Raw genomic sequence first — 26,474 nt, forward strand, 5'->3', positions numbered from 1 at the left:
GGGGCTGGTAGTAGCGGAAGAGGATCAGCGGCGGCGGCGCCGGTACCAGAGGGTCAGCGGCACCGCGCCGGCCAGCCCGCCCAGCGCGCCGGGGGCGGCCGGGAGCGCCGCACTGGCGGAGAGCCCCTTCTGACCGAAGGTCGACGGCACCGACAGCACCGACCAGCGGTCCAGCGGCCACGCCACCACGAACGCCCGCCCGACCACGTCGCTCACCGGGACGAAGCCGCCGCCGTTGCCCATCAGCCGCTGGTGGCGGGAGTCCCAGGAGTCGTTGCGGTGGTCGCCCATCACCCAGAGCTTGCCCTTGGGCACCGTCACCGTGCCGACCGTATCGTCGTCGCAGGGAGTCGCCCCGGGGTAGAGGTAGGGCTCGTTCAGCGCGACGCCGTTCACCTTGACCGGCGCGCCCGCGTCGCACTGCACGGTGTCGCCACCGACCGCGATGACCCGCTTGATCAGGTCCTTCTCGTTGGCGGACGGCATCAGCCCGACCGTGCTCAGCGCCGACTGCAGATCGCGCAGCAGCGGGTTGCTGGTAGTGGGCGGGGTGTCCGCCGCGGTCAGCCAGCCGCCCGGGTCGTGGAAGACCACCACCTCGCCGCGCTCCGGCGTGCTCCCGAACCAGGGCGTCAGCTTGTCGACCAGGACGCGGTCACCCTGCTGCAATGTGTTCTGCATGGAGTCCGAGGGGATGGAGAACGCCTGCACGAGGAAGGTCTTGATCAGCAGCGCCAGCACCAGCGCGATCACGACCAGGACCGGGATCTCCTTCCAGAGCGAGCGCCGCGGCGCCGGCCCGGCCTCCGGTTCGGCGACCGGGTCCCCCTCGGGTTCCGTCCGCTCCCGTGCCGCACCCTCTGCCGGGCTCTCCATCGCGTTTCTCCCTCTCGACACCGACCGAACCACCACCCCCAACGAACGGGAGTTCCCAACCGTGCGGAGACTACGACCTATCAAGTCTCCGAAGCCCGAAGGAACAAGGTACGCACATGATCTCCCGGATCGCCACGATGCTCGTACCCGCCCTCGGCGGACTGACGATCAGCACTGACCCCGACGCCGAGTTGACCCCCGGCAGCATCATCGCCGCCAACCACACCTCGCTGCTGGACCCGGCGATCGTGGTCGCGGCCCTGCACCGGCTCGGCGTGCAGCCCGTCATCATGGCCACCGCCGGCCTGTGGCGGATCCCGGTGCTCGGCGGTGCGCTGGAGCGCGAGGGCCACATCGCCGTCCACCGCGGCACCGAGCGGGCGGCCGGCGCGCTGGACGGCGCCGCGACCGCGCTCGCCGCCGGACGGCTCGTCCTGATCTACGGCGAGGGCGGGCTCCCCCGGCGCCGAGATGCCGGCGAGGCGGCTCCCGGGGCGTTCCGCAGCGGGCTGTCCCGGCTCGCGCGGGAGACCGGTGCGCCCGTGGTGCCGCTGGGCCAGGCCGGTGCCCGGCGGTTGAGCTCCGGCAGCGCGGGCAAGCAGCTCGCGGGGTTCCTCACCGCGCCGCTGCGCCGTCCCGGGTTCCACGTGCACGTCGGCGCGCCGGTCCACCCGACCGGCGAGGCGGCGGACGCCACCGCGCAGGCCCACCGGGCGGTCAGCGCCGCGTGGGAGGTCGCGGTCCAGCGCCTGGGCGAGCGGACGCGGGCGGAACACGGGGAAGGCTGATCGGAGAAATTTCGCGATCCGGTGTGACCGATCCACCGGGTCGACCCGTTCATAGCGGTGAGCGGCCGTGCCGCCGACGCAGCCGCCCCCCGTCGGCGGCGTCGGCGGCGCGGACCGCAGGTCAGCCGTTGGTCAGCACGACCGTCTGCGGCTGATCCGCAAGGAAAGTGATGTTCGGGATGAGCGAGGAGCCGGGGGCCAGGTGGACCATGGTCGCCCGCACCTGGGCCGGGCCGGCCGCCACCGGCTGGTAGGGCCGGCCGCTGGTGGTCCAGGGGTGTTCGAGGCCGTCGCAGACGGCCGGCACGCCGTTGCCGATGTTGCTGGTGACCGAGCCGGTGGAGAGGGAGGTGTCGACAACGGTGCCGTGCGCCGCGGACGGTGAACAGTGGTACGTGCCGGACAGGGTGACCGTCCCGTCGGCGGCGATCACCCCGGTGGGCGCGACGGTCACGGCGTTGGCGCCGTCCGTCGCGCCGAACGCCGGTCCGGCGACCGAGACGGCCAGGGCACCGATGACCCCGACAACTGCAAGACGACCCCGCATGATTACCTCCGATGGACGCTGTACGCGGGATACAACTACCGTGCCCCGGGCGACGCGTCCGGCATCCTCACCCGTCCGGTGGCGAGTCGGCCGCCAGGGCGTGTGGGCAGCACCGGGGCCGTGCCCCGATTTTCATGATCGTAAGCTGGCGCCGTGCGGAACAGCGCACACCGGCAAGGAACTAGGAGCCATTCCCATGACGCACCGGAACACCACCCCGATCTCCCGCCTGCGGGCTGCGGGCATCGCCGCGGGTATCGCCGCGGCGCTGGCCACCGGCGTCGTCGCGGCCCTCGCGGGCAGCGCGACTGCGGCGCAGCAGAGCAGCGCGTACACCCGCCCGCCGGAGACGACGGTCGGCTGGAACAACACCGGCGCGTAAGACCGACCGGTCTAAGGCAGCCGGGCGGCCGGACCGAACCGACGGTCCGGCCGCCCGTCGCACGGGGGCGGCGCTGTCAGCCGTTCTCCTCGCGGCAGATGACGAAGTCGGCGAACGCGTGGCGCCCGGTCCGGTCCCCGACCTCCTCGATCGCCCGGCGCAGGTCGTGCAGCTGGCCGACCGTCATCTCCAGCGGCGGTTCGTCCGGCTGGTAGCTGGTGAGTATCGGGTAGTCCACCCCCGGCTCGCGGGTCATCTCGATGTGGCAGCCCAGGACATGGCTGACCGGGTGCGCGGCCGCGAAGGCGATCAGGCGGTCGACGGTGCGCCCGAAGGCCGGCCAGTCCTCCACGTAGAGCCGGCCCGGGTAGACCGTGTCGCCGGTGAACAGGAGTCCGGTGGAGCGGTCGTAAAAGGTGACGGCCGCCGCGTGGTGGCCCGGGGTGGCCAGGCACTGCACCACCCGGCCGCCGAGGTCGACCTCGGCGATCCGCTCGGCGTCCGCGTCGAACCCGAAGTATGCCCAGGCGGTGGGCAGATCGGCGCCGACCACGGTGGTGTCCGGACGGTCGGCGAACTGCGCGTCGCCCGCGACGTGGTCCCCGTGCGCGTGGGTGTGCAGCACGAGCAGCGGGCAACCGCGCCGCGCGGAGGCGGGATCGGCGCGCAGCCGGGCTTCGATCAGCTCGTCGACGACCCGGCGCAGCGGGAAGAACGCGGCGGACGCGGTCGCCCCGGTGTCCAGCAGCAGCGCGCGGTCCTCACCGAAGAGCAGGAAGAGGAACGGCGCCTCGTAGTCGACCGCCATGTTCTGCCGCAGGATGTAGGTGTCCCCGTCGTAGGCGTGCACCTGGATGTCGGGGTCGGTGTTGTGCTTGGCCGACGGCGAACCGTGGATCCAGTCGACGCCGAGCGGCTGCGTGCGTGAGTCCATGCGCGGGGACCCTAGCAGCTTGCTTCAGAGTCCCGCTTCGGGGTCGAAGCCGCCGAAGGCGCCGTCGTGGTGCACCAGCGGCGCGCCGCCCTCCCCCGCACCGGCGTCGGCCACCTCGCCGACCACCAGCAGGTGGTCGCCGATCTCCTGGATCAGCACCGGACGGGCCGTCAGCCAGGCCGCCGCGCCGTGCAGGATGGGCAGGCCGTGCTCGTCGGGCGTCCAGGCGGTGCCCTCGAAGCGGTCGATGCCGCTGCGCGCGAAGCGGGCCGCCAGCTGCTCCTGCCGGCGGTGCAGCAGGTGCACGGCGAAGAGGTCGGCGGCCCGGACCGCCGGGGCGGCCGAGGCGGTGGCCGACACGTAGAAGGAGACCAGGGCCGGCTGGAGGCTGACCGAGGTGAACGAGGTCGCGGTGAAGCCGGCCGGGCCGGGGACCGTGATCACGGTGACGCCGGCGGCGTGGCGGCGCAGCGTGCGGCGCAGCAGGTCGGCCGACGGGGCGAGGGGCGGGAGGTCCTGGAGGGTCGTCACGGACGGCTTCCTTCCAACAGGGCGAGCGGGGACGGAAGGGCTGGACGCAGATCAGGGCACGCGGAGAAAAGCGGCGCGGCTCGGCGGCGTCGGAAGGCGGGAAACGGCCCGGCGGTGCGGACGGTCGGACTCGCCAGTGGGAACCGGGGCTGCGGCGGGCGGCGCTCGGAACTTCAGAGCGCGGCGGGCCGGCGGGCGCTGGTCAGCGACAGAGACAGCTGCTGGTGCGCCGGAGGTCCACGAAGCGGCACACCACGGCGGGGTGCGTCGTAAGCATGCGTTCATCCTGATAGCGGCGGGCGGCCCGTGTCAATGCACATCAGGTGACGGCCGCCCGGGCCGGCGAGCGGGTCACAGCTCCGCCGGCATGCCCAGGCGGGTGAAGATCCGGCGGGCCTCGCCGCGGCAGAGCTCGGCCCGGTCGCGCTCGCCGAGCTCGGCCAGCGCCTCCCCCAGGGCACGGGTCGCCACGGCCAGACTGAGGTTGTCGGCCGTCTCCCGGCAGCGGCGCTGCGCCTCCTCCGCGCAGGAGACCGCACGGGCCGCGTCGCCGATCCCGAGGTGGTCCTCGGCGAGCCGCGCCAGACTCGCTCCCTCCCAGCGCACGTAGCCCCGCGACCTGGCCAGCTCCAAGGCATCCTGATGTTCCGTCAATGCCTCGCTGTATCGGCCCAGTTGGTTGAGTGCCACGCCTCTGACGTAGGTCGCCCACATCTGCCAGCGCGGTGTCTGCAACCGTACGGCGAGGTCCCGCGCGCGCGTCGCGGACTCCAGCGACTCCGCCGAGCGCTGCTGTTGCAGGCAGCCGCGGGCCAGACCGACCAGCATCACCACCTCCAGCACGGGGTCCTGGAGGTACTCCGCGTTGATCTCCAGGCCGAGTTGGTGGCAGCGGGCGGCCTCCGCGTGCTGACCCGCCCAGCTCAACCGCATGCCCAGCACTGTGCGGGTGATCGCCGTGGTGTAGTGGTCGCGGTGCGCGGTGCTCAGTTCGACGGCGCTGCGCAGCAGTTGCTCGGCCTCGTCGAACTTGAAGCGGTCCAGCAGGACGTTGCCGAGCGCGGACCTGATCCGGCCCCGGGCCCAGTCGTCACCGGCGCTGTCGGCGGCGGCAGACAGCGCGCGGCCGACCGCCTCCGGCAGGGCCGGGTAGTGGACGTCGGCGTCGGGGCTGTAGCGGACGGCGAGGAAGTACAGGTCGGCGGCGGGCCGCAGCGGCACGTCCGGGAGCGCCGCCAGCATCCGCAGCACGCTGAACAGCCCGACCCGCTCGACCTCCACCCAGACCCGGGCCGCCGCGGCGTCCGGCCAGTTCAGGCCCTGCGCGTGCGTCCTGGCCAGGGTCCGGTGCAGGCCGGCGGCCGGGTCGGTGAGCCGGTTGGCGTTCTTCAGCGACGCCAACTGGAAGTCGACCAACCGGCAGAGTGCCGCGGTCCGTTCGCGCGCGGGGTCCTCGCGCTCCGCGCAGCCGCGGGCAAACAGCCGCCACAGGTCGTGGTATCCGTAGCGGCCGGGCGCCCGGGTGTCCAGCAGGCTCAGGTCGACCAGGCCCTCCAGCAGCTCCTCGGCCCGCGCCTCGTCGATGTCCAGCAGCGCGGCCGCCGCGGCCAGCGAGATGTCCGGCATGTCGTGCAGCGCGAGCAGCCGGAACGCCCGGGCCCGCTGGGCGTCCAACTGGCCGTAGCTGAGCTCGAAGACGGCCGCGACCGCCGGGTCGGCGGCCGCCAGCTCGGCCAGCCGGCGCTTCTCGTCCAGCAGCCGCTGCGCCAGGTGCGCGACGGTCCAGGCCGGCCGGACCGCCAGGCGCGCTCCGGCGGCCCGGACGGCGAGCGGCAACAGTCCGCAGGCGCGCACGAGTTGGGCGGACGCCGACGGATCGGCGGCGACCCGGTCGGCGCCGGCCAGCCCCGCCAGCAGCTCCAGCGCCTCGGCCGGATCGAGCACCTCCAGGGGAACGCACTCGCCCTCGGGCAGGTGCAGCGCACTGCGGGCGGTGACCAGCACGGCGCAGCCCGGTCCGGCGGGCAGCAGGGGTGCGAGCTGGGCGGCATCCCGCGCGTTGTCCAGCACCACGAGCAGCCGTAGACCGGCCGCCGCCGACCGGAAGAGCGTGGCGCGCTCGGCGGTGTCCTCGGGAATCGAGGTGTCGGCCACGCCCAGCGCGCCCAGGAATCCGGCCAGCACCGCCCCCGGCTCGGCCGGATGCTCGCTCGCCCCGGCCAGGTTGGCGTGCAGCTGCCCGTCGGGGAAGAGCCCGCGCAGCAGGTGCCCGAGGTGGATCGCGAGGGTGGTCTTGCCGACGCCGCCGCGCCCGGTGATCAGCGAGACGGTGAGTCTGCCCTCCGCCGCGCCGCGCACCACCCGGCCGAGCAGCTCCTGCAGCAGCTCCCCGCGTCCGGCGAACCGGGCGACATCGGGCGGGAGTTGACCTGGGACAGGCCGGTTGGGGGACGGCTCGGGCGACGCGGCCGCTGCCGCAGCGGCGGCAGGCGCGGCGGCGGCAGGCGCGGCGGCGGCAGGCGCGGCGGCGGCAGGCGCGGCGGCGGCAGGCGCGGCGGCGCCACCCAGCAGCACGGCGTGCAGCTCCCGCATCCGCGGGCTCGGGGCGATCCCCAGGTCGGCCGCGAGGCGTTCGGTGAACCGCCGGTAGACGTCCAGCGCGTCGCCGCGGCGACCGCCGTGGTGCAGCGCGCGGACCAGGTTCTCGACGAAGAGGTCGTGCAGCGGATCCTGGACGACCTGCGCCCGCAGTTCGTCGATCACCTCGCGGTCCCGCCCCAACTGCCGTTCCAGCCCGAGCCACTGCTCCAGCGCGTGCAGGCGTCCGGCCTCCAGTGCCGCCGTTCCCGACGGCCGCTCCAGCAGGTTGGCCGGCTGCCCGACGTCCGCCGGCAGCGACCCGCGCCACATTGCCAGCGCCGACCGCAGCAGGCGCACCGCGCTCTGCACGTCGCTGCGCTCGACCGCCAGGAAGGCCTCCTCGACCCGCGCCGTGAAGGCCAGCGCGTCGACCACCTGCTCGTCGGCCACCAGGCGGTAGCCCGGGCCGAGCGTGAGGATCCGGGGCGCCGGGCCCGGGCCGCCCGGCTCGGTCAGCCTGCGGCCGAGTGCCTGCGCGATGCCGCGCACCTGGCTGGTGGCCGTCTCGGGCGGGCGGCCGTCCCAGAGCGCCTCGACCAGGTGGGGCAGCGGGACCGTCCGGTTGGCGTGCAGGGCCAGCGAGGCGAGCAGGCGTTCCTCGTGGGGCCCGGCCAGCGGCACGCGCCGATCCCGGTGCCAGACCTCCAGCGGTCCCAGGATCCTGATCTCCACGGCTCTCCCCTGTTCACCTCTTCGCTGGTGACCCGCCCGCACCGCGTCCCGCCACCGTACGCAGTGCTGAGGACCCGTTCCAAGGGGTGCCGGGGCAGTGCGGATTCGGTCCGATCAGGAGGAGAAGACGACGCCCTCGTTGGACGGCTGGAGCGAGCCCTCGATGAAGCCCGCCGAGGAGACCAGCAGCTGCGGCAGCATGGCGCCGTCCAGGCCGAGCACGTTGGCGGTGAGCTGGGTGGTCTCGTCCGGCGGGGTCACCACGACGCCGGCCAGCACCTTGCAGCTCACGTCGCCCTTGTCACACGTGGACCACTTCAGGCCGGAGAAGGCGGTCGTGCCGGGCTTGAGCGTGATCAGCGAGGGCGGCCCGGGGTACGGCGAGCGGGTGGTGGGGACGGTGACCCGGCTGTTGTCGGCGAGCAGTCCGCCGTAGCCGAGGTAGCCGTCGACCGTGCAGGTCCGCGCGCTCTTGTTCACCAGCATGACCATCGCCGAGCCCGTCCCGCCCAGCTGGAGCTGGATGTCGGCCCGCAGGTCACCGGTGTGGCAGCGGTCCGAGGCCCTGGCCGTTCCGGCAGCGGTGGGTTTGGCGGGAGCACTGGCGCGGGCGGCGGCGCTCGAAGCGGCAGTGGCCGTGGCCGTGGCCGTGACTGTGGCTGTGGCTGTGGCCGTCGGGGAGGAGGTCGACGTCACATCGTCGTTGCAAGCCACCGCTCCGAGGGCGAGGCCCGCACCGGTGATCGCCACCGCCAGGTTTCGGGTCAGCCTGGACGCACGCGGGTTCATGAGCTCTCCTGGGGTACCGGGCAGCGGTCCACCAGGGTCCGTCCGCCGCACGTGATCTTCGAGCGCTATCACGCGTCCGCCCGGGCGGTCAGTTCCACCCGCGCACGGCGAAATCAGGACAGGTCTACGTATGAGGGAGGTCCCGGAGACGTCACGGGACGAGGCTGCGGGGCAGCCTTCGGGTCGGCGCCGTACGGACGGCGGCGCGCGACAGGCGTCCGCCGGGGTCGGCGGACGGGACCGGTCGGCAGGGGGTGGCCCGCTGACCGGCATCGGGCGGCGGGGGGTGGGCTCGTCACCGCCCACACCACACACCCGCCCGAGACCACCACAGCCCGAACCAGCTTTCACCGGGCCGGAGTTGGCGGCAGTCTCAGGGCTTGGAAAAAGTCCTGCTCAGAGCTTGAAGAGCTTGGCGAACGGCTTCGTGATCCGCACCTGGCGCGAGCCGAAGTCGACGAGCACCGCGATCTCACCGTCACCCTCAACGGCGATGGTGCGACCGAGGCCGTACTGGTCGTGCGAAACCCGGTCACCCACGGCGAACACCTTGATGGGTGGCGGGACTGGAGCAGCGAAGGGGCTGGTGGGCAGAGGACGCCGGACCGCGGCTGATTTCGTCATCACCACCAGTATGCGCCCCGCAGGGGGTGATCGGACCATCCCGGCAGGCATCGAAATGGTGTAGCTCGTCGTTGCACCCCTGGCCGCACCATCCCCGCACCCCCGGCCGGGCAGCTCTCCGACGGGCTCCGCGGCCGCGCGCGTCGGCCGGAACGGTGCAGCCGTCCGAGGGAGCGGCCGGACCACGGGATCGGCAATTCCCCCGTTTCGGTCCGCACCCTGCTACAGTCGAAGAAGTTGCAGTTGTGGTTCCCATGAACTTTTGTGTGCGCCTGCTGATTGTGATGATCAACAGGCGCATTTTTGTTTCCCCGGATTTTTCGGGCGGGCCTCATCGCGGCGACGCGGAACTCGTGAATCGCGAGTTCCGGACAGCCCCCTTAAGGAGATATCTCTATGGCTACTGGCACCGTGAAGTGGTTCAACGCGGAAAAGGGCTTCGGCTTCATCGAGCAGGACGGTGGCGGCGCTGACGTCTTCGCCCACTACTCGAACATCCAGGCCAACGGCTTCCGTGAGCTGCTCGAGGGCCAGAAGGTCGAGTTCGACGTCACGCAGGGCCAGAAGGGCCCGCAGGCGGAGAACATTCGCCCGCTCTGATAAGTCACAAGCTCGGCTTTTCGCCTTGCTGAGCCGGAGGGCCGGTACCGTGCATTCGCACGGTACCGGCCCTCCGGTCGTTTCCGGGTGCGGCCGGCTCGAAAATCCCGATGCCCGGCGCGACAGCCCCGGATAGGTTGGGCCGGTCCACCGGAACGCCTGCAGAAACGAGAGCTCAGATGGCCCACCACGCCGAGGAGTTGCTCCCCACCACCAGCCGCGCCCTGCTGCATCGGTTGGCCGTCGCCCAGGCGGAGGGACGCACGCCCTCGCTGGTCGGAGCCGTGGTCCGAGGCGGGCGGACGGTGTGGACCGGCTCCCGCAGCATGATCGACGACCACGCGCCGACCGACGACGTGCAGTACCGGATCGGCTCGATCTCCAAGACCTTCGCCGCCGTGCTGGTGCTGCGGCTGCGCGACGAGGGCCTGCTCGACCTGTCGGACCCGCTGGAGCGCCACCTGCCCGGCACCTCGGCCGGTGATCTGACCATCCATCAACTGCTCACCCACACCTCGGGGCTTGCCTCCGAGACGCCCGAGCCCTGGTGGGAGCGGACGGTCGGCACGCTGCGGCCCGAACTCGCCGACGTGCTCGGCGAGCAGCCGGTGCGCCACCCGGCCGGCCGGCGCCACCACTACTCCAACCCCGGCTACGCCCTGCTCGGCGCGCTGGTGGAGCAGCTGCGCGGCGAGCCGTGGGGGCAGGTGCTCCAGCGCGAGGTGCTGGATCCGCTGGGCATGACCAGGACGTCGCTGCTGCCGCAGATGCCGCACGCCGGCGGTTTCGCCGTGCACCCGTGGGCGGACGTCATGCTGCCCGAACCGCTCACCGACACCGCCGTGATGGCACCGGCGGGACAGCTCTGGTCCACCGCGGCCGACCTGTGCCGCTGGGCCGCCTTCCTCTCCGCCGGTGACGAGAAGGTGCTCTCCCCCGCGACCGTCGCCGAGATGCGCCGGCCGACCACCGAACCGGACGGCGAGGAGTGGACCTCCTCGTACGGGCTCGGTCTGCAGGTGATCCGGCGCGACGGCCGGGTGCTGTACGGGCACAGCGGCTCGATGCCCGGGTTCCTCGCCTGGCTCTGGGTGAGCGAGGCGGACGACGTCGCGGCGGTCGTGCTCACCAACACGACCTCCGGCTCGGGGGTCGCCACCGTCGCCGGCGACCTGATCCGGATCGTCGCCGAGCACGAGCCGCGGATCCCCGAGCCGTGGCGCCCGATGGCCGAGGCCGATCCGGAGCTGCTGGCACTGACCGGCCCCTGGTACTGGGGACCGACCGCACTGGCACTGCGGCTGGGGGCCGACCGCCGGCTCGAGCTGATCCCACTGGGCGGCCCGGCCCGCGCCTCGCGCTTCCGCCCCGAGGCGGACGGCAGCTGGACCGGACTGGACGGCTACTACGCGGGCGAGACGCTGCGGGTGGTGCGGGCGGCGGACGGCACGGTCAGCCACCTGGACATCGGCAGCTTCGTGCTGACCCGCGCGCCGTACGGCCCGGGCGAGGTCATCCCCGGCGGCGTCGACCCGCAGGGCTGGCAGGCCTTCTGACGGCTGAGCGGCAGGCCGGCCGACGGCCACCCGGTCGGCCTGCGATCCGGCAGGCGCGTTACGGTTCCGTCCTGGTTCGGGCCCCGCCGTCAGGTCTGCTGGGCAAGGCTGGATCTTCGGCTTAGGGTGCCTTGTCGGACCTCGTCGGGGGCCCAGGAGAGGATTGGGTGGACGCATGACGGAGTCGTGGAGCGGAGCCGGGCTACCCCCGGTCGCCGCGGCGCGGATCGCCGAGGTGCGGGAGAGCGGTACGTGGTCGTCCGCGCTGACGACCGGTGAGTTCGCCGCCATCAGGTCGGTCGGATTCGAGCCGGTCGGCCAGGTGATGGGGTCGGCGGTCTACCACGTCGGTCGCAGCGGCCGGTACTGGGGCTACCACGCCTGCCTCTACGCGGGGGCCGGCCTGGGCATCGGCTTCGGCAGCGGCGCCGGCTTCGGCCCCGCCGGGATCGCCCTGTCCGGCAACGGCGCACCGTCCGCCGCGCTGGTCAAGGTGATGGACTCGGCGCGGCGCACCGCGCTGGGACGGATGACGGCCGAGTGCGCGGCGCTCGGCGGCGACGGCGTGGTGGCGGCGCAGCTGACCATGGCCCCCTTCGTCGCCGCGCCCGGCTGCCTGGAGTTCAAGGTGATCGGGACGGCGGTGCGGGCGGCCGGGTCGGTGCGCCCGCGGCGCCCGTTCACCTCGCACCTGGACGGCCAGGGCTTCGCCAAGCTGATCACGGCGGGCTGGGTGCCGGTGGACCTGCTGGTCGGGATGTCGATCGGGGTCCGCCACGACGACTACACCACCCGGCGCCAGACCTTCTCCTACCGCAACCAGGAGATGGATGGTTGGAGCGCGCTGGTGCACCACGTCCGCTCCGACGCCCGCACGCAGCTCGCCCGCCAGGGCGCCCAACAGGGCGGCGACGGCGTGGTGCTGGCCGACGGGAACCTGCGGATCTGGGAGGAGCCCTGCATCCAGAGCGGCGGCAACTCCGAGCAGAAGGACCACGTCGCGGAGTCGACGCTGGTGGGCACCGCGATCGCCCGGTTCGCCAGCGCCCCCGCCAAGCCCTCGACGATGACCGTCGTCCCGCTCAACAACAGCGGCGACCGCCTGCGCCGCCGGCTCGCCCAGGCGAGCCGCACCGGCCGCGCGTCCACCCGCCCGTACACCGCACAGTCATAGGGGAGAGCGACACCATGAGCACCTTCGATCCGACCGCCCAGGGCGTCCCCGCCGACGCGATGCGACGCCTTGCCGAGCTGCAGCCCGGCAAGCCTGGCTCGATCTTCACCAGTGACCTGTCGGTCAACGAGTTCCTGCTGGTCCGGGAAGCCGGGTTCAAGCCGATCGGGCTGGTGCTGGGCAGCTCGATCTACCACGTCGGGATCCAGCTGGGCCGCTGGGGCAAGAACCAGGAGCTCGAAACGCTCAGCCAGGCCATGTACCACGCACGCGAGTTGGCGATGACCCGGATGGAGGCCGAGGCAGCCCAGCTGGGCGCGGACGGCATCGTGGGCGTCCGACTGACCGTCGAGGCACGGGAGTTCGGCTCGGACATCGCCGAGTTCATCGCGATCGGCACCGCCGTGAAGGCGGACCACCCCGCGCCCGGCGGCACCAGCTGGCGCAACAACAAGGGCCAGCCGTTCACCTCCGACCTGTCCGGGCAGGACTTCTGGACGCTGATCCGGGCCGGCTACGCCCCACTGGGGATGACCATGGGGACCTGCGTCTACCACATCGCGCACCAGAAGATGGGCTCGGTCTTCAACAACATCGGCAAGAACGTCGAGATCGAGAGCTACACCCAGGCGCTTTACGACGCACGGGAGTTGGCGATGGCCCGGATGCAGGCGGAGGCCGAGGAGCTGCACGCGGAGGGCATCGTCGGCGTGCAGCTGAACGCCCACAACCACCGCTGGGGCGGCCACACCACCGAGTTCTTCGCGATCGGCACGGCGGTCCGCCCGCTGCGGGCCGACCACGAGATCGAGCGGCCGACCATGGTGCTGAGCCTGGACGGCTGAGCGGGCCCCGGCAGCGCCGTAGGCTCTGCCCGCAGTGACATCTGATGAACCGACCGGTCGTCGACCGACCGCAGCAAGGAGCGCCATGACCGACCACGGGCAGATCGAGCCGGCCCCCGAGGAGCCCGCCGACTCGATCGACCTGATCGCCGCCGCTCTGCGCCGCGACGCCTCCGACCTGGAGGTGTACGCGCAGGTGCTGACCGGATCGCTGGCGGAGGCACTGCCGACCGACGCCGTGGCGGTCGAGCGCAAGCGCAGCATGGCCGACCGGGTGTCCGGTCGGCCGGGCCGGATCGAGAAGCTCGAAGTCGACATGGACGAGCGGCGGTTGATCCTGAGCCTGACCCACGGCCGACCGGTCTGCGAGATCTGCACGGTGGTGCGCGGCGTCGTGCTCTCCCGCAAGTCGATCCCGCTCGACGAGTGGACCCGCGAGCTCGCGGCCGCCGTGACGGCCCGCGCCAAGTCCGACGCCAAGGCGCGGGCCGCGCTGGAACGGCTGATGCTCGGGGGCTGAGGGCGGCAGCAGGGGTGACCGCCGGGGCGAAACGGGTGCCCGCCGGGGCGAAACATGAGACACCTCACATCGCCTTGTGATTGCGGCATCCGTCTGCGTACGGTGCATCTCGTTCGTCTTCACACGAACCCCGCTCTCCGGAACGCCGAATCCTGCCACCGGACCGAGCGGGCACGCGCTCAACACGCACCACGGCAGGAGCGGGGGACCCACAGGTAAGTCGCCCCACCCGGACTCGGTCCGGGCGGGGCTTGGGGTGAAGCCGCGCTCAGCGCGGCCGGGCAACTCCAGCCCGAACCCGACAGCTCACCTCGTAGGCGTAGGAGAGGACCAAACTTCATGATGTCTGCGAACGGCTTCAGCCTGCCCAGCCGCACCACCGTCCAGCGCGCCATCGCCGCCACCGTCGTGGCCGGCGTCGGCGCCGGCCTGTCCCTGGCCGCCGCCGGTGGCGCCAGCGCCCAGCCGCTGCACCACGGCCACTACGCCGGCAAGCCGGCCGCGATCTCCATCGCCGCCGTCAAGTCCGCGCCGCAGGCCGCGCACACCGCCCAGACCGCCCAGACCGCCGAGGCCGCGCCGGCCGGCTACACCGTGGTCAGCGGCGACTGGCTGTCCAGGATCGCCACCACGCACAACGTCCAGGGCGGCTGGCAGAAGCTGTACGACCTGAACAAGTCCGTGCTGCACAACGGCCCGGACTCGATCTACCCCGGCCAGCACCTCACGCTGTCCGGCTCCGCCGCGGCCGCCGCGCCGCAGCAGAGCGCCCCCGCCCAGCAGGCGCCGGCCCCCGCCGCGCCCGCCGCCCCGGCGCCCAAGGCCGCCACCGCCGCCCCGGCCGCTGTCGCCGCCCCGGCGGACAACAGCGTCGCCTCGCTCCAGGCCCTGGCCGCCTCGATCGTCCCGGCCGACCAGCTGGCCTCGTTCGACCAGATCATCACGCACGAGAGCGGCTGGAACGTCAGCGCGACCAACCCGTCCTCCGGTGCCTACGGCCTGCCGCAGGCGCTGCCGGGCAACAAGATGGCCTCGGCCGGCTCCGACTGGCAGACCAACCCCGCCACCCAGATCAAGTGGGCGCTCTCGTACATGAACGCGACCTACGGCAGCCCGAACCAGGCGTGGGCCTTCTGGCAGACCCACAGCGCCTACTGATCGCCCTCGACGGCGGCCCCCGGGCCGACCGGCGGATCTGATCAGGGGTTGTGTGATGGCTGCCCACTGATCAGCTGATCAGCCGTGCAGGGCCCGGTTCGCAGCAGCGGACCGGGCCCTGCGGCATGCCCGGCAAGGGCTTTTGACGGTCCGTCAGAGCAGCGTCGCCGGGCGGGCGCCCTCCAGGCCCAGCAGGTACTCCTTGCGCTCCAGACCACCCGCGTAGCCGGTCAGCGCACCGGTCGAGCCCACCACCCGGTGGCAGGGGCGCAGGATCAGCAGCGGATTGGCGCCGATCGCGGAACCGACCGCGCGCACTGCGGCGCGCGGCACGCCGATCTGCTCGGCGAGCCGGCCGTAACTGGTGGTGGCGCCGTACGGGATGGTGTCAATCGCGTGCCAGACCCGCTCCTGGAAGTCGGAGCCGTGGGTGCTGAACTGCACGTCGAAGTCCTTCGAATCCCCCGCGAAGTACGCCGCCAGCTGCCGGGCGATCCCGTCGAACGCCGCCGGGGCGTGCCGCCAGCCGTCCAGGATCCGCGCCGCACCCTTCTGGCCCGTCATCGAGAGCGAGGCCAGCCGGAGCCCGTCGGGGCTCTGCGGCGACTCCTCGCCGACCAGCAGCAGCTCGCCCAGCGGGCTGTCGATCGTGGTGTGGACGGTCATCGCTGTTCCCTCTCCTTCACGCTGTCGTACACCTCCACTGTGCCGTGTCCGCGCGGTCGGCACTGGCGGATTTCGGACGTCACGGCCACCGGCAAAGCCACGAAAGCGCCTTGACGCGCGCTCCGCGCGGCGCCCATGCTGATCTCCTCTCGTCTGGAGGCTCCCGGTGACGACTCCTGTTCCCCCGCGGCGCTCCCGCCGCCGGCTGCTGGCCCTGCTCGCCGTGCCCGTCCTCGCGCTGGCGGCCTTCGGGTACCACGAGGCCACCTCCAGCACCGGCGCGGCCGCGCCCGTGGCCATCGATCCCACGCCCGCGCTGCCGACCAGCCTGGACGACTTCTACGGAACCTGCGCCGAACAGGTGACGACCGGGTACCACGGCGTCACCGCACTCAGCGCGGCACCCCCGCACCCGATCGCGTTCTACGAGTCGATCGGGGGCCCCTCCCCCGTCAGCGGCCTCGTCCCGCAGGAGGCGGACTCCCCCGCCGCGGTCCAACTCATCGGCTGCCTCGACTTCAGTGGCACCGCCACCACGTCACTCAAGGACTGCTCCTTCAACGGCAACGCCGCGGCCGAGATAGCCGGCACCGCCCCGGTGGGCGGGGCGCTGGTGGACCGCGTCATGGCACAGTCCTACCAGCTGACCGTGTACGAGGCCGCGACCGGCCGGAAGATCGGTACCGTCCAGCTCGGCCTCGGCACCGAGACGTACTGCCCCAATTCGATCATCACGACCAACGGCATCCCCGAGAGGCTGTACTCCACCCCCACCAGTGCCCAAGTGAACGCCGCACTCACGCCGTTCACCGGCTGAGCCGTCACGTTCTACGGCGCGAAGTAGGCGTCGACCTCGGCCAGGTAGCGGGCGCGGGTGGGCTCGTCCAGGAAAGCGGCCTCGAAGGAGTTGCGGGCCAGCGTGCGGAGATGACGGTCCGTCAGCTCCAGGGCCTCGGCGACGGCGGTCAGGTTCTCGTGGACGTGGCCGCCGAAGTACGCCGGATCGTCGGAGTTGACGGTGGCAACCAGGCCCGCGTCCAGCATGTCGCGCAGCGGGTGGTCGGCCAGCGTGTCGACGCAGCGCAGCCGGACGTTGGAGAACGGGCAGACCGTCAGCGGGATGCGCTCCTCGACCAGGCGGGCGACCAGCGCGGGGTCCTCCAGCGAGCGGATGCCGTGGTCGATCCGCTCCACCCGCAGCAGGTCCAGCGCCTCCCAGACGTAGGAGGGCGGCCCCTCCTCCCCCGCGTGGGCCACCGCGCGCAGGCCCAGCTCGCGCGCCCGCTCGAAGACGGCGGTGAACTTGGCCGGCGGGTGGCCGACTTCGGCGGAGTCCAGCCCGACGGCGGTGATCCGGTCCAGGTAGGGCCGGGCCGACTCCAGGGTGGCGAGCGCGGACTCGGCGGACTCGTCGCGCAGGAAGCAGAGGATCAACCGGCTCGTCATGCCGAAGCGCTCCTCGGCCCGCGCCAGCGAGGCGCTCAGCCCCTCGACGACCGTGCCGATCGGCACGCCGCGGGCGGTGTGCGCCTGCGGGTCGAAGAAGATCTCGGCGTGCCGTACGCCCTGTTCGCGGGCCCGCGCGAGGTAGGCGTCGGCCAGTTCGGTGAAGTCCGCTTCGGTGCGCAGGACGTCCATCAGCCGGTAGTAGAGGGTGAGGAAGGACTGCAGATCCTCGAAGCGGTAGGCGGAGCGCAGCGCCTCCACACTCTCGAAGGGGAGCGCGACGGCGTTGCGCTCAGCCAGGGCGAACGCGAGCTCAGGCTCCAGCGTCCCTTCGATGTGCAGGTGCAGCTCAGCCTTGGGAATGGACATCGCTCCATGATACCGGACTGGACCACTGAATCATCGGATTCACTGGCAGATCATCCGCAGTCGACCATTCTCGCCGCATGCACCGAATCCACCCGGCGGCCCGACTGGGCGCCTGGTGGGAGGATCCTGTGAAAACCCGGGGAATGCGCGACTACGGGTAACCCGACTGGAAGGATCCATTCCCGGGGGATCCGCAAGGTCAACGCCCGGGGGTCGAGCACGGCTCGACACTGCCCGAGCGCGGGGGGTGCGGAAATCGACGGAACAGGCCGGGGCGACAGCGAAACCGGCAGCACACCGACCATCAGCAGCCGACGGCTCAAGGCCGACGGAATGCGCACGAAATGTCGCGTGGAGGAACGAACCGTGGACCCGTTCTTACCCTGCCGCGTCGTGGGGAGATCGACTCGGCACCTGGCGGGAGCGCCGGCTGTGAGCTGCGCCTGTGGACTGCCGGTTCGCTGCGGACGAAGACACGCTCGATCATGACCGTTCCGTCGGCTGCGGAACAGTAATTACCTTCATCGCCGGCATCGCGCCGCGCCCTGCCGACGCGCGCCCGAATGCCGTTGTTTCGGCCTGCCCCGATTCGGGTTACCGGCCTCTTCTCTGTTCGGTCCACTTCAGTTCGCCGAGGGGCTGATCGGTCATTTCTCGGCGAGCTCGCGAATACCCCTGCCCGGTCGCCGGTCGTGCGGTCGATCCGGCGCGGAAATCAGCAGCACGCACTGCACATCGCCGCACCACGTGAAAGGACGGTGAAGGCCCTCATGAAGCCGATGCACGTAGCCGAGGCACACCGGGCGGGAGCACTGGCGGGACCAGAGGTGGGACGCCCGTTTTCCGGCGAGGAACCGGTGAAGCTCTCGATCCTGATGCCGGTCTACAACGAGGAGCGGACGGTCGCCTCGGTGGCCCGGGCGCTGCTCGCCTGCGACTACCCGTGCGAGATCGAGCTGATCATCGTCGACGACGGAAGCTCCGACCGCACGCCGCTGCTGATCGCCCAACTCTGCGACGAGCGGGTGAAGTCCTACCGGCACCCGCGCAACTTCGGCAAGGGCAGCGCCCTGCTCACCGCCGCGCAGCTCGCCACCGGCACCCACATCCTGCCGTTCGACGCCGACCTCGAGTACGTGGCGAGCGACATCCCGCGACTGCTGGCGCCCGTCCTGGAAGGGCGCTGCGACGTGGTCTACGGCTCACGGCTGTTCGGCGTGAACACCGTCTACCAGTCCTACCGGTACGCGATGGGGAACAAGCTCACCACCCTGGCGGCCAACCTGCTCTTCGACGCCCACCTCTCCGACCTGCACACCTGCCTCAAGCTGGTCCCGCTCGGGCTGTTCCACTCGCTGCGGCTGCGCTCGGCCGGCTTCGGCCTGGACACCGAGATGACGGCCGGCCTGCTGCGGCTCGGCATCCGGCCGTTCGAGGTGCCGGTGACCTATCACAGCCGCTCGCACGCCGAGGGCAAGAAGCTCACCTGGCACGACGGCGTGGGCTGCCTGGCGATCCTGGGCCGGGTGCGGTTCGCCCGGGTGCCCCGGACGACCGGCGAGCCCGCCGCCGAACCCGCCGCCGGGGCAGCCGCCCTGCGCGAGGCCAGGAGCGTCGCACTGGGCGGCCACCCTGGTGAGCCGGCCTCCACCGGAGCCGCCTGATGCGTATCGGTCCCGGCAGCGTCGACCTGGGCATCGCGGGCCCCGACCGCGCTGTCCCCGCTCTCCCCGGCTTACCGGGCGAGTTGACGATCCGTCGGGTCACCACCTTCGACGCGCTGGAGGAACTGCTGATCCCCTGGAGGGAGCTGTACGAGCGCTCCGGCTCGCGCAACCCCTACGCCGCGCCGGAGTGGCTGCTGACCTGGGCCCGACACTTCGTCGCAGAACGGGAGTTGGACGTGCTGGCGGTCTTCCGCCGCCGGCATCTGGTGGGCGTCGCACCCGGCTACCGGCGCCGACTCGGCGCCGGGCTGCGGACCGTCCAGCTGCTGGGCGCGGGCCGGCACGACGAGTTGACCGAGCTGCCCGGCGTGCTCGCCGAACCGGCCGACAGCCGGGCGGTGTTGCGGGCGGTGGTCGGCGACTGGTGTGCTCGGCAGTCCGGTTGGGACTGGCTGGACCTGCCGCTCTCCGCCGATCAGGGCTGGTTCGAGCCGGAGTGGCTCACCGGGGAGGTCGCCCGCGCGGGGCTGGTGCGGCACAAGACCACCCGCCCCTCGGTGGTGCTGGCGCTGCCCTCCGAGGCCCGGGATCTGCGGCACTCACTCAAGCGGAACGTGCGGGAGAGCCTGCGCAGCGCGCGCAGCCGACTGGACCGCAGTGGCCGCCGCTGGGCCGTCACCGCCCACCAGGGCGAGCCACAGCTACGGGCGGCCCTACCGGAGTTGGCCCGGTTGCACGCAGCCCGCGCGGCGCTGCCGGGTCGCCGCCGGCACACCGACGTGCTCGCCTCGGCGGCCCACCGGGCGTTCCTCGCCGAGGTGCTGCCCCTGATGGCCCGGGCCGGCCGCGCCGCGATCCTCACCCTGGATGTCGAGGACCGGCCGGTGGCCGCGCAGTTGGTGCTCAGCGCACCGCGGGCCGACTACCTGGGCATCAGCGGCGTCGATCCCGCCTGGTGGCACGCCAGCCCGGTGACCCTGCTGCACCTGGCGGCCGCCGAGCGCGCTGCCGAGCACGGCCGGGGCGAGCTCAACCTCTCGCTCGGCCCGGACGTGGCGAAACTGCGCTGGAGCGAACAGGTGGTCCAGCAGCCGGAGTTCACCGTCTGCGGGCCGCGCCTGCGGTCCCGCGGCGGCTACACCGCGTACGCGGCCGCCGCGGCCGTGGCCGGGGTGCGCCGGGAGGCCGTCCGGCACCGGATCCGCAAGGACGCGACGGGAGGCGGTACGCCGTGAGCGAGTTCGAGACGACCGGGCCCGAGAGGGCCGGGCCCGAGCGCCGCCCGCGGGTCTGCGTGGTCGGTTCCGGCTGGCGGTTCACCGGCGGGCTCAGCCACTACACCTGCCGGCTCGCCGGCGCGCTGGCCGACCGCTCCGAGGTCTCGGCCCTGCTGATGCGCCGGCTGCTGCCGCGCGCCCTCTACCCCGGCCGCGCCCGGGTGGGGGTGAAGACGGCCGCCCTGGACTACGACGAGCGGGTGGACGTCTTCGACGGGGTCGACTGGTACTGGCTGCCCAGCCTGTTCGGCGCGCTGCGCCGGCTGCGCCGCAACCGCCCGGACACCGTGGTCTTCCAGTGGTGGACCGGCACCGTCGCGCACACCTACCTGGTGCTGGCCGCGGCGGCCCGCGCGCGGGGGGCCCGGGTGGTGGTCGAGTTCCACGAGGTCCAGGACACCGGCGAGATCCGGATCCCGTTCGTCGCCGCCTACACCCGGCGCGTGCTGGGCGCGCTGCTGCGCCGCTCGGACGCCTTCCTGGTGCACTCGGAGCACGACCGGCAGCTGCTCGGCGACCTGTTCGACCTGTCCGGCCGACCCGTCACGGTCGTGCCGCACGGGCCCTTCGACCATTACGCAGTCACCCACCGCCCGTCCCCGGACGGCGTGTTCAGGCTGCTCTTCTTCGGCCTGATCCGGCCGTACAAGGGGTTGGACGTGCTGATCGACGCTTTCCACCGACTCGCTCCCGAGGAGGTGTCCTCGTTCCACCTCACCGTGGTGGGCGAGACCTGGGAGGGGTGCACCGAACCGATCGAGAAGATCGAGGCGTCGCCCTACCGGGACAGGATCACCCTGGTCAACCGGTACGTGAGCGACGAGGAGGCCAAGGCGCACTTCGCCGAGGCCGACGCGCTGGTGCTGCCCTACCGGCGCTCCTCCGCCAGCGGACCGCTGCACATCGCCATGAGCAACGGGCTGCCGGTGGTGCTCAGCGCGGTCGGCGGCCTGGTGGAGGCCGTCGGCGAGTACGCCGGGGCGGTGCTGGTGGAACCCGAGGACGTGCCGGGCCTGGCCGACGGACTGCGCAAGGCGCGGGCCGCGGCCGGCACCCGCTACCCCGATCCGCACACCTGGCAGCGGAACGTCGAGGCGATCCTCGGCCGCTCCGCGGCGGCGGCGGAAGGCGGGACCCGGTGAGGCTCGCCCTGGTCAGTCCCGGCTACCCGCCCACGCCCGGCGGGGTGGAGACCGTCGTCGCGCAGACCGCCCGGGCGCTGGTGCGGGCCGGCGTCGCGGTCGAGGTGCTCGCCCAGCAGCGCCGCCCGCTGCGGCCCGAACTCAGCTGGGACGAAGGCGTGCTGGTGCGCCGGTTCCGCTGCAACCGCGCGGAGAACTACCGCTTGGCGCCCGGCCTCTACCGCTATCTCACCCGCCACGCGGACGCCTTCGACGTGGTGCACGGGCACAGCTACCACGCGCTCACCGGGGTCGGCGCCGCGCTGGCCCTGCGGCTGCGCGGACGTACCGTCCCGTACGTGCTGACCCCGCACTACCACGGCACCGGCCACACCCCGGCCCGGGCGCTGCTGCACCGCGCGTTCGTCCCGGCCGGGCGGGCGGCGGCCGACGCGGCGCACGCGGTGCTCTGCGTCTCGCGGCCCGAGGCCCAGCTGTTCGCGGCCGACTTCCCGACCGCGGCCGGCAAGGTCACCGTGGTGCCCAACGCCGTGGACCGGACCGCGCTGCGGGCCGCCACCGCCTTCACCGACCAGCCGCCGACCGTGCTGAGCGTGGGCCGGCTGGAACGCTACAAGCGCGTCGACCGGCTGATCGAGGCCTTCGCGCGGCTCGACAGCGCGGGCGGCGGCACGGACAGCGGCACGGACGGCGGCACGGGCGACGCCGCGAGGGGCGGCACGAGCGGCGGCGCACAGCTGGTGGTGATCGGCACCGGCCCGGACCGCGAACGGCTGCAGGCGGTGGCCGAGCGCTGCGGCGCGGCGCGGCGCGTCCGGTTCCTGGGCCGGGTGGGCGACCACGAGCTGCGGCGCTGGCTGCGCACCGCCGCCGTGCTGGGCAGCCTCTCCGAGCACGAGGCGTACGGTCTGGCGCCCGCCGAGGCGCTGGCCGCCGGCGCCTGGGCGCTGCTCTCCGACATCCCCGCGCACGCCGACCTGCCCGCCCCGCAGGCCGTCCGCCTGGTGCCCGCGCACGCGAGCGCCGGCGCCGTCGCCCAGGCGCTGGCCCGCTGCCTGGACGCCGGCGGGCGCCCCGGGCCCGAGCAGATCCCGGACTGGGACTGGGTCGCGGCCCGGCTGATCGACGTCTACCGCGCCGCGCAGGCCGCGCCCTCGTCCTCGGGAGGTGCCCGATGACCACCTTCGCCACCGGCCGCGGCCCGGTCACCTCCTGGGGCGTCCCCAGGCCGCCGGCCCAGGACGGCCGCGGCGCCCCGCGGTTCGGCTCGCCGGCCGCCTGGGCGGTGCTGTGGCTGACCGCGGCGGCGGGCGCGCTGCTGATCGCGTACGCCTTCTCGCTGGCCGCCACCGACGGCACGGACGTCGTGCACTACGCCGTCTTCTGGGCCGGCATGCTGGTCTTCTTCTGCCCGGCCGTCGTGGTCCTGACGGCCCGCCGGGTGGACGAGCGGGTCCGGCTCGGCTGGCTGCTCGGCTACGGGCTCTTCAGCTACCTGCCCAAGCTGCTGCGCAACCCCGGCCAGCCGCTGTTCCACGACGAGATCGCGCACTGGCGCCAGACCACCGACCTGGCGGCGAGCGGTCAGCTGTTCCAACCCAACTACCTGATCGGAATCGTGGCCCGGTTCCCCGGGCTGCACATCGTCACCGCCTCGATCACCGACGCCACCGGGCTGACGGTCTGGCAGAGCGCGCTGGTGGTCCTGGTGGCCGCGCACCTGCTGGCGCTGTTCGGCGCCTGCCTGCTCGGCGAGGCGCTCTTCGGCTCGCTGCGGGCGGGCGTGCTGGTCGCGCTGCTCTACAGCCTCAACTCCAGCTTCGTCTACTTCGACACCGAGTTCGCCTACGAGTCGCTGGCGATGCCGCTGTTCCTGTGGTGCCTGGCCTGCCTGGCCCGCGCGCACCGGGCGGACGGCGCCAACGAGCGGCGGCAGCGGGCCGGTTGGGCACTCGGCGCGGTGGCGGCCGGCGCGGGAGCGGCGGCCACCCACCACCTGACCACGGTGGTGCTGACCGCGCTGCTGGTCATCCTCGCCGTGGTGACGGTCGCGAGCGCCGTGCGCGGCGCGGTGCCCCGGGCCACGGCCACGCTCACCGCGTTGGTGGCGCTGGCGGTGGGCGGCTGCGGCGCGGCCTGGCTGATCCTGGTCGCGCCCGCCACCTTCGCCTACCTCTCACCCTATCTGGGCGGCGGCGCAGGGCAGTTGCTGCACATGTTCAGCGGGACCGGCGGCACCCGCTCGCTCTTCCAGGCGAGCACCGAGCCGGTCTACGAGCGCTACGCGGCGTTCACCGTCCCGCTGATGTCGGCCGCGCTCGCTCTGGTCGCACTGCTGCGCCGGCGCCGGAGCCCGGCCGCCGAGCGGAGGGGCGAGCCGCTGGTGCGGGGCCTGGGACTGTTCGGGCTGCTGTACTTCCCCTCGCTGCCGTTCATCCTGGTGGAGTTCGGTGCCGAAGGCGCCCGGCGCAGTTGGGGGTTCAGCTACCTCGGGCTCGCCGTGCTGGTCACCCCCGTGCTGCTGGCCGGCCTGGACAGGATCGCCGCCCTGCGCGGGCGCAGCTGGGCGGCGGGCGGGCTGGTCGCCGTGCTGATCGCGAGCGACGCCCTGGTCGGCAACGTGGCAGCCGGTCTCGACGAGGAGTACCGGTTCCCCGGACCGTTCGTCTTCGGCTCGGACACCCGCTCGGTCAGCGCCGAACTGGTCGCCACCTCGGCCTGGTTCAAGGACCACCTGGGCACCCGGCTGCACGTCGTCTCGGACCGCTACACCGGGCTGATCCTGGTCCGCGACGCGGCTGCGGAGCCCGCCGCGCCGAGCGCCGGATTCGCCACCTACGACCTGTACTTCGACAGCGCGCCGCCCTCGGCGTTCCTGGTCCGCGAGTTGGACACCTCCGACTACCGCTACCTGGTCGTCGACAAGCGGATGGCCACCCAACTGCCGGAGGTCGGCGTCTTCTTCGAGCCCGACGAGCCGTTCGCCTTCGGCAGCACGAACCCGATCACGCCGGGCAACCTGACCCGCTACGACACGCTGCCGTGGACCACCAAGGTCTACGAGAGCGACTCCTACGCGATCTACCGCTTCGACTTCAGCGCGATCCACAGCACCGTCCCCGGGGAGGCACCGTGACCGCCGCCATCGACCGGCGCTCCACGCGCACCGCCGCACTCGCGCCACCGGCTCTGCTGACCGCAGTGGCCGTGGCCGGGCACCTGGCCGCGCCGGCCGGACCGGCGCGGGCTGTCCTGGTGCTGCCCGCAGTGCTCTGGGTGCCCGGGCAGAGCCTGCTCAGCGGCCTCGGACTGGCCGGCGCCGCAGGGCGGTTCAGGCTCGCGCTGGCCGGCGTGCTGAGCGTCGTCGCGCTGATCGCCGCCGGGCTGCTGGCCTACGCGGTGAGCGGTCACGTGCCGCTGGCCGTGCTGCCGCTCTGGGTGTGCGCCGCGCTGCTGCCGCTCAACCTGGCCAGTCGTGAAGAGGCGGCGCCGCAGCTCCTTGAGCGCGCCCGCTTCGGGACGCTCTACTGCGCGGGCGTGCTCGCCGCCGGCGCGCTGCTGTGGGGGGTGGCGGCCCAGCTGCCGACCACGCCGCAGCAGCCCTACCTGTCGTTCTCGCTCGGCGCGCCCTACACCCGGGTGCAGGGCGTGCTGCCGGTGCAGGCCGGGCAGCGGCTCACCGTGCCAGCTGCCGTCCAGGCCTCGCAGGCCGGGGAGTTGACCGGGCTGACGGTCGGCGTCCTGGTGGACGGCAGCGCGCCGGCCGGGCAACCGCCGGCCGCCGTCCAGGCCGGCGCGGACGCGGCCTCGGGCACGGCCCAGCTCCAGCTCACCGTGCCGTCGTCCGGCTGCCTGCACCGGGTGGAACTGGTGCTGCAACGCGCCGGCACCCCGATCCGCTCGGTGGACCTGTACCTGCGCCCGGCGGGAGGCCCGGCCTGTGCCGGCGGCTGACGCGCCTCCTACTGCCCCCGCCCCGGCCCGGGCGGGGGACGCGGTCCGCTCGCTGACCGTCAACAGCCTGGGCATCATGGCCACCACCGTGGTCAACGCGGGCCTCGGGTACGGCTACTGGACGTTGGCCGCGCGGATCATGCCGGCCTCGCAGGTCGGGCTCGGCTCGGCGGCCACCTCCGCGCTGGTGGTCGTCTCGCTGGTGGTGCACCTGGGTTCGGGCACCGGCCTGATCGCCCGGCTGCCGCTGCGCACCACGCCCGCGCAGTGGCGGCTGACCGTCACCGCCACGCTGCTCGCCACCACGGCCGCAACGCTGCTGGTGGCGGCGGCCGTTGTCCTGCCGCTCGGCCATCTGGTGACGCCGCTGCGGGTGCTGACAGCCGATCCGGTCTTCGCTCTCTGGTTCGTGCTCGGCGCGGTCGGCTGGACCGGGTCGGGAGTGCTGGACTACGTCTTCATCGCCGAGCGGCGCACCTCGCTGATGCTGCTGCGCAACACCGCGACGGCCGTCGTCAAGCTCGTCGGCCTGGTCCTTGCGGCGCTGCTCCAGCCGAGCTCCGGCGCGGGCACCGTCGTGACCACCTGGGCGCTCAGCGGCCTGCTGGGCACCGTCGCCGGGCTGGCGCTGTGCCGGCGCTTCCTGGCCGGCGTGGGGCGGGTGCCGCTGCGCGCGGCCGGGCGTGAACTGGCGCTGCTGGCCCGGCCGTCGGTCGGGCACCACGCGGTGAGCGTGGCCGGCCTGGTGCCCACCTACCTGCTGCCGGTGGTGGTCACCGCGCGGCTCGGCGCGCGCGCCAACGCGACGTTCTTCATCACCTGGATGATCGGCAGCGCGATCTTCATGATCAGCCCGGCGGTCTCCTCGGCCCTGTTCGCCGAGGGCAGCCATCAGCGCGCGGGCCTGCGCCGGATCTCGCTGCGCTCGCTGGCCGTGACGGTCGCCGCCGTCGCGGCGCCGGCCGCCGCGCTCTGCGCGGTCGGCGCAGCGGTGCTCTCGCTGTTCGGCGCGGGCTACCGGGCCGGCTACCCGCTGCTGGTCGCCCTGGTGCTCTCCGCCTTCCCCGACGCGGTCAGCAACGTGGCCGTGGCCACCCTGCGGGTGCGCGGTCTGCTGGCCCGGGCCGCCGCGCTGAACACCGCCATCGCGGTGGCCGCCGTCGCGGGTGCCTGGCTCACCACCCCGCGGCTGGGGATCCTGGGGGCCGGGCTGTCCTGGCTGGGTGCCCAACTGCTGGGCGCACTCGCCGTCCTGGTGCTTCGCAGACGTCTGCTGCCGCCTCCCGACCAGCCGACTCCCCCGTCCTGAAAGGTTGT

25 protein-coding genes and 1 riboswitch are annotated in these 26,474 nt (G+C 73.0%); of the genes, 16 read left to right on the plus strand and 9 right to left on the minus strand.

Annotated elements, in window-relative coordinates; all coding sequences use genetic code 11:
* Positions 1 to 24 precede the first annotated feature (24 nt).
* Complete coding sequence (gene lepB, locus P3T37_RS07635) at positions 25 to 876, minus strand: signal peptidase I (protein ID WP_280722681.1); 852 nt, start codon at positions 874 to 876, stop codon at positions 25 to 27.
* Positions 877 to 992: 116 nt separating this feature from the next.
* Here lepB and P3T37_RS07640 point away from each other — a divergent pair, with 116 nt between their 5' ends.
* Complete coding sequence (locus tag P3T37_RS07640; RefSeq protein ID WP_280722682.1) at positions 993 to 1,664, plus strand: lysophospholipid acyltransferase family protein; 672 nt, start codon at positions 993 to 995, stop codon at positions 1,662 to 1,664.
* Positions 1,665 to 1,785: 121 nt separating this feature from the next.
* Here the strand turns inward: P3T37_RS07640 and P3T37_RS07645 are convergent, their stop codons facing one another.
* Positions 1,786 to 2,211, minus strand: coding sequence for a DUF6299 family protein (locus P3T37_RS07645; protein ID WP_280722683.1), 426 nt, complete (start codon positions 2,209 to 2,211; stop codon positions 1,786 to 1,788).
* Positions 2,212 to 2,407: 196 nt separating this feature from the next.
* Between P3T37_RS07645 and P3T37_RS07650 the strand changes: the two genes are divergently transcribed.
* A complete protein-coding gene (locus P3T37_RS07650; RefSeq protein WP_280722684.1) occupies positions 2,408 to 2,593 on the plus strand; it encodes a hypothetical protein in 186 nt (61 codons plus the stop codon).
* Positions 2,594 to 2,669: 76 nt separating this feature from the next.
* On the opposite strand, the gene P3T37_RS07655 is transcribed toward P3T37_RS07650, so the two are convergent.
* The 5 genes from P3T37_RS07655 to P3T37_RS37030 form a co-directional block, all read right to left on the minus strand.
* The gene (locus tag P3T37_RS07655) at positions 2,670 to 3,527 is read right to left on the minus strand and encodes an MBL fold metallo-hydrolase (RefSeq protein ID WP_280722685.1); all 858 of its coding nucleotides are present in this window, start codon (positions 3,525 to 3,527) and stop codon (positions 2,670 to 2,672) included.
* A gap of 24 nt (positions 3,528 to 3,551) precedes the next feature.
* Positions 3,552 to 4,058 (minus strand): flavin reductase family protein, encoded by a 507-nt coding sequence (locus tag P3T37_RS07660; RefSeq protein ID WP_280722686.1) that lies wholly within the window; start codon positions 4,056 to 4,058, stop codon positions 3,552 to 3,554.
* A gap of 351 nt (positions 4,059 to 4,409) precedes the next feature.
* Positions 4,410 to 7,370 carry a BTAD domain-containing putative transcriptional regulator gene (locus P3T37_RS07665; protein WP_280722687.1) on the minus strand — a complete coding sequence of 987 codons (2,961 nt, stop codon included), beginning with the start codon at positions 7,368 to 7,370 and terminating at the stop codon, positions 4,410 to 4,412.
* A 114-nt stretch (positions 7,371 to 7,484) separates the two neighbouring features.
* Positions 7,485 to 8,159: a DUF4232 domain-containing protein gene (locus tag P3T37_RS07670; RefSeq protein ID WP_280722688.1), complete on the minus strand. Its 675-nt coding sequence runs from the start codon at positions 8,157 to 8,159 to the stop codon at positions 7,485 to 7,487.
* A gap of 396 nt (positions 8,160 to 8,555) precedes the next feature.
* Positions 8,556 to 8,699, minus strand: a complete 144-nt coding sequence (locus P3T37_RS37030) for a hypothetical protein (protein ID WP_332262197.1) — start codon at positions 8,697 to 8,699, stop codon at positions 8,556 to 8,558.
* 480 nt (positions 8,700 to 9,179) lie between these two features.
* On the opposite strand from P3T37_RS37030, the gene P3T37_RS07680 reads away from it, so the two are divergent.
* The 6 genes from P3T37_RS07680 to P3T37_RS07705 all read left to right on the plus strand — a co-directional run bounded on the left by P3T37_RS07680 (position 9,180) and on the right by P3T37_RS07705 (position 14,636).
* Positions 9,180 to 9,383, plus strand: a complete 204-nt coding sequence (locus P3T37_RS07680; protein ID WP_035802959.1) for a cold-shock protein — start codon at positions 9,180 to 9,182, stop codon at positions 9,381 to 9,383.
* Between the two features lie 179 nt (positions 9,384 to 9,562).
* Positions 9,563 to 10,939 carry a serine hydrolase domain-containing protein gene (locus tag P3T37_RS07685; protein ID WP_280722689.1) on the plus strand — a complete coding sequence of 459 codons (1,377 nt, stop codon included), beginning with the start codon at positions 9,563 to 9,565 and terminating at the stop codon, positions 10,937 to 10,939.
* A gap of 175 nt (positions 10,940 to 11,114) precedes the next feature.
* Entirely contained in the window at positions 11,115 to 12,113 is a 999-nt protein-coding gene (locus tag P3T37_RS07690) for a heavy metal-binding domain-containing protein (RefSeq protein WP_280722690.1), read from the plus strand.
* A gap of 14 nt (positions 12,114 to 12,127) precedes the next feature.
* Positions 12,128 to 12,958, plus strand: coding sequence for a heavy metal-binding domain-containing protein (locus tag P3T37_RS07695; RefSeq protein WP_280722691.1), 831 nt, complete (start codon positions 12,128 to 12,130; stop codon positions 12,956 to 12,958).
* Positions 12,959 to 13,043: 85 nt separating this feature from the next.
* A complete protein-coding gene (locus P3T37_RS07700; RefSeq protein WP_280722692.1) occupies positions 13,044 to 13,478 on the plus strand; it encodes a hypothetical protein in 435 nt (144 codons plus the stop codon).
* Between the two features lie 133 nt (positions 13,479 to 13,611).
* Positions 13,612 to 13,813: riboswitch (cyclic di-AMP (ydaO/yuaA leader) on the plus strand.
* Between the two features lie 4 nt (positions 13,814 to 13,817).
* The gene (locus tag P3T37_RS07705; protein WP_280722693.1) at positions 13,818 to 14,636 is read left to right on the plus strand and encodes a LysM peptidoglycan-binding domain-containing protein; all 819 of its coding nucleotides are present in this window, start codon (positions 13,818 to 13,820) and stop codon (positions 14,634 to 14,636) included.
* Positions 14,637 to 14,789: 153 nt separating this feature from the next.
* On the opposite strand, the gene P3T37_RS07710 is transcribed toward P3T37_RS07705, so the two are convergent.
* Positions 14,790 to 15,302: a methylated-DNA--[protein]-cysteine S-methyltransferase gene (locus tag P3T37_RS07710; RefSeq protein ID WP_280722694.1), complete on the minus strand. Its 513-nt coding sequence runs from the start codon at positions 15,300 to 15,302 to the stop codon at positions 14,790 to 14,792.
* Between the two features lie 166 nt (positions 15,303 to 15,468).
* On the opposite strand from P3T37_RS07710, the gene P3T37_RS07715 reads away from it, so the two are divergent.
* Positions 15,469 to 16,119, plus strand: coding sequence for a hypothetical protein (locus P3T37_RS07715; protein WP_280722695.1), 651 nt, complete (start codon positions 15,469 to 15,471; stop codon positions 16,117 to 16,119).
* 11 nt (positions 16,120 to 16,130) lie between these two features.
* On the opposite strand, the gene P3T37_RS07720 is transcribed toward P3T37_RS07715, so the two are convergent.
* On the minus strand, positions 16,131 to 17,117 hold the full coding sequence (locus P3T37_RS07720) for an adenosine deaminase (protein ID WP_280722696.1): 987 nt from the start codon (positions 17,115 to 17,117) through the stop codon (positions 16,131 to 16,133).
* 857 nt (positions 17,118 to 17,974) lie between these two features.
* Between P3T37_RS07720 and P3T37_RS07725 the strand changes: the two genes are divergently transcribed.
* The 7 genes from P3T37_RS07725 to P3T37_RS07755 are packed head-to-tail and all read left to right on the plus strand — an operon-like array spanning position 17,975 to position 26,466.
* Entirely contained in the window at positions 17,975 to 18,781 is an 807-nt protein-coding gene (locus P3T37_RS07725) for a glycosyltransferase family 2 protein (protein WP_280722697.1), read from the plus strand.
* Positions 18,781 to 20,019 carry a GNAT family N-acetyltransferase gene (locus P3T37_RS07730; protein WP_280722698.1) on the plus strand — a complete coding sequence of 413 codons (1,239 nt, stop codon included), beginning with the start codon at positions 18,781 to 18,783 and terminating at the stop codon, positions 20,017 to 20,019. The genes P3T37_RS07725 and P3T37_RS07730 overlap by 1 nt, the downstream gene beginning before the upstream one ends.
* A complete protein-coding gene (locus tag P3T37_RS07735; RefSeq protein ID WP_280722699.1) occupies positions 20,016 to 21,203 on the plus strand; it encodes a glycosyltransferase in 1,188 nt (395 codons plus the stop codon). The genes P3T37_RS07730 and P3T37_RS07735 overlap by 4 nt, the downstream gene beginning before the upstream one ends.
* Positions 21,200 to 22,381, plus strand: coding sequence for a glycosyltransferase family 4 protein (locus tag P3T37_RS07740; protein WP_280722700.1), 1,182 nt, complete (start codon positions 21,200 to 21,202; stop codon positions 22,379 to 22,381). The genes P3T37_RS07735 and P3T37_RS07740 overlap by 4 nt, the downstream gene beginning before the upstream one ends.
* Positions 22,378 to 24,339, plus strand: coding sequence for a hypothetical protein (locus P3T37_RS07745; protein ID WP_280722701.1), 1,962 nt, complete (start codon positions 22,378 to 22,380; stop codon positions 24,337 to 24,339). Before P3T37_RS07740 ends, P3T37_RS07745 begins: the two co-directional genes overlap by 4 nt.
* Positions 24,336 to 25,157: a hypothetical protein gene (locus tag P3T37_RS07750; protein WP_280722702.1), complete on the plus strand. Its 822-nt coding sequence runs from the start codon at positions 24,336 to 24,338 to the stop codon at positions 25,155 to 25,157. The genes P3T37_RS07745 and P3T37_RS07750 overlap by 4 nt, the downstream gene beginning before the upstream one ends.
* Entirely contained in the window at positions 25,144 to 26,466 is a 1,323-nt protein-coding gene (locus P3T37_RS07755) for a hypothetical protein (protein ID WP_280722703.1), read from the plus strand. The genes P3T37_RS07750 and P3T37_RS07755 overlap by 14 nt, the downstream gene beginning before the upstream one ends.
* The last annotated feature ends 8 nt before the right edge of the window (positions 26,467 to 26,474 follow it).

Origin of the sequence: Kitasatospora sp. MAA4 (assembly GCF_029893355.1) — a bacterium.
GTDB lineage: Bacteria > Actinomycetota > Actinomycetes > Streptomycetales > Streptomycetaceae > Kitasatospora.

What these genes read in the sequence shown, in the direction of transcription:
- P3T37_RS07710 (WP_280722694.1), bottom strand. Translation starts at nt 15,302, where the DNA reads ATGACCGTCCACACCACGATCGACAGCCCGCTGGGCGAGCTGCTGCTG.
- P3T37_RS07685 (WP_280722689.1), top strand. Translation starts at nt 9,563, where the DNA reads ATGGCCCACCACGCCGAGGAGTTGCTCCCCACCACCAGCCGCGCCCTG.
- lepB (WP_280722681.1), bottom strand. Translation starts at nt 876, where the DNA reads ATGGAGAGCCCGGCAGAGGGTGCGGCACGGGAGCGGACGGAACCCGAG.
- P3T37_RS07745 (WP_280722701.1), top strand. Translation starts at nt 22,378, where the DNA reads ATGACCACCTTCGCCACCGGCCGCGGCCCGGTCACCTCCTGGGGCGTC.
- P3T37_RS07640 (WP_280722682.1), top strand. Translation starts at nt 993, where the DNA reads ATGATCTCCCGGATCGCCACGATGCTCGTACCCGCCCTCGGCGGACTG.
- P3T37_RS07655 (WP_280722685.1), bottom strand. Translation starts at nt 3,527, where the DNA reads ATGGACTCACGCACGCAGCCGCTCGGCGTCGACTGGATCCACGGTTCG.
- P3T37_RS07680 (WP_035802959.1), top strand. Translation starts at nt 9,180, where the DNA reads ATGGCTACTGGCACCGTGAAGTGGTTCAACGCGGAAAAGGGCTTCGGC.
- P3T37_RS07705 (WP_280722693.1), top strand. Translation starts at nt 13,818, where the DNA reads ATGATGTCTGCGAACGGCTTCAGCCTGCCCAGCCGCACCACCGTCCAG.
- P3T37_RS07700 (WP_280722692.1), top strand. Translation starts at nt 13,044, where the DNA reads ATGACCGACCACGGGCAGATCGAGCCGGCCCCCGAGGAGCCCGCCGAC.
- P3T37_RS07670 (WP_280722688.1), bottom strand. Translation starts at nt 8,159, where the DNA reads ATGAACCCGCGTGCGTCCAGGCTGACCCGAAACCTGGCGGTGGCGATC.
- P3T37_RS07695 (WP_280722691.1), top strand. Translation starts at nt 12,128, where the DNA reads ATGAGCACCTTCGATCCGACCGCCCAGGGCGTCCCCGCCGACGCGATG.
- P3T37_RS07720 (WP_280722696.1), bottom strand. Translation starts at nt 17,117, where the DNA reads ATGTCCATTCCCAAGGCTGAGCTGCACCTGCACATCGAAGGGACGCTG.
- P3T37_RS07730 (WP_280722698.1), top strand. Translation starts at nt 18,781, where the DNA reads ATGCGTATCGGTCCCGGCAGCGTCGACCTGGGCATCGCGGGCCCCGAC.
- P3T37_RS07645 (WP_280722683.1), bottom strand. Translation starts at nt 2,211, where the DNA reads ATGCGGGGTCGTCTTGCAGTTGTCGGGGTCATCGGTGCCCTGGCCGTC.
- P3T37_RS07650 (WP_280722684.1), top strand. Translation starts at nt 2,408, where the DNA reads ATGACGCACCGGAACACCACCCCGATCTCCCGCCTGCGGGCTGCGGGC.
- P3T37_RS07690 (WP_280722690.1), top strand. Translation starts at nt 11,115, where the DNA reads ATGACGGAGTCGTGGAGCGGAGCCGGGCTACCCCCGGTCGCCGCGGCG.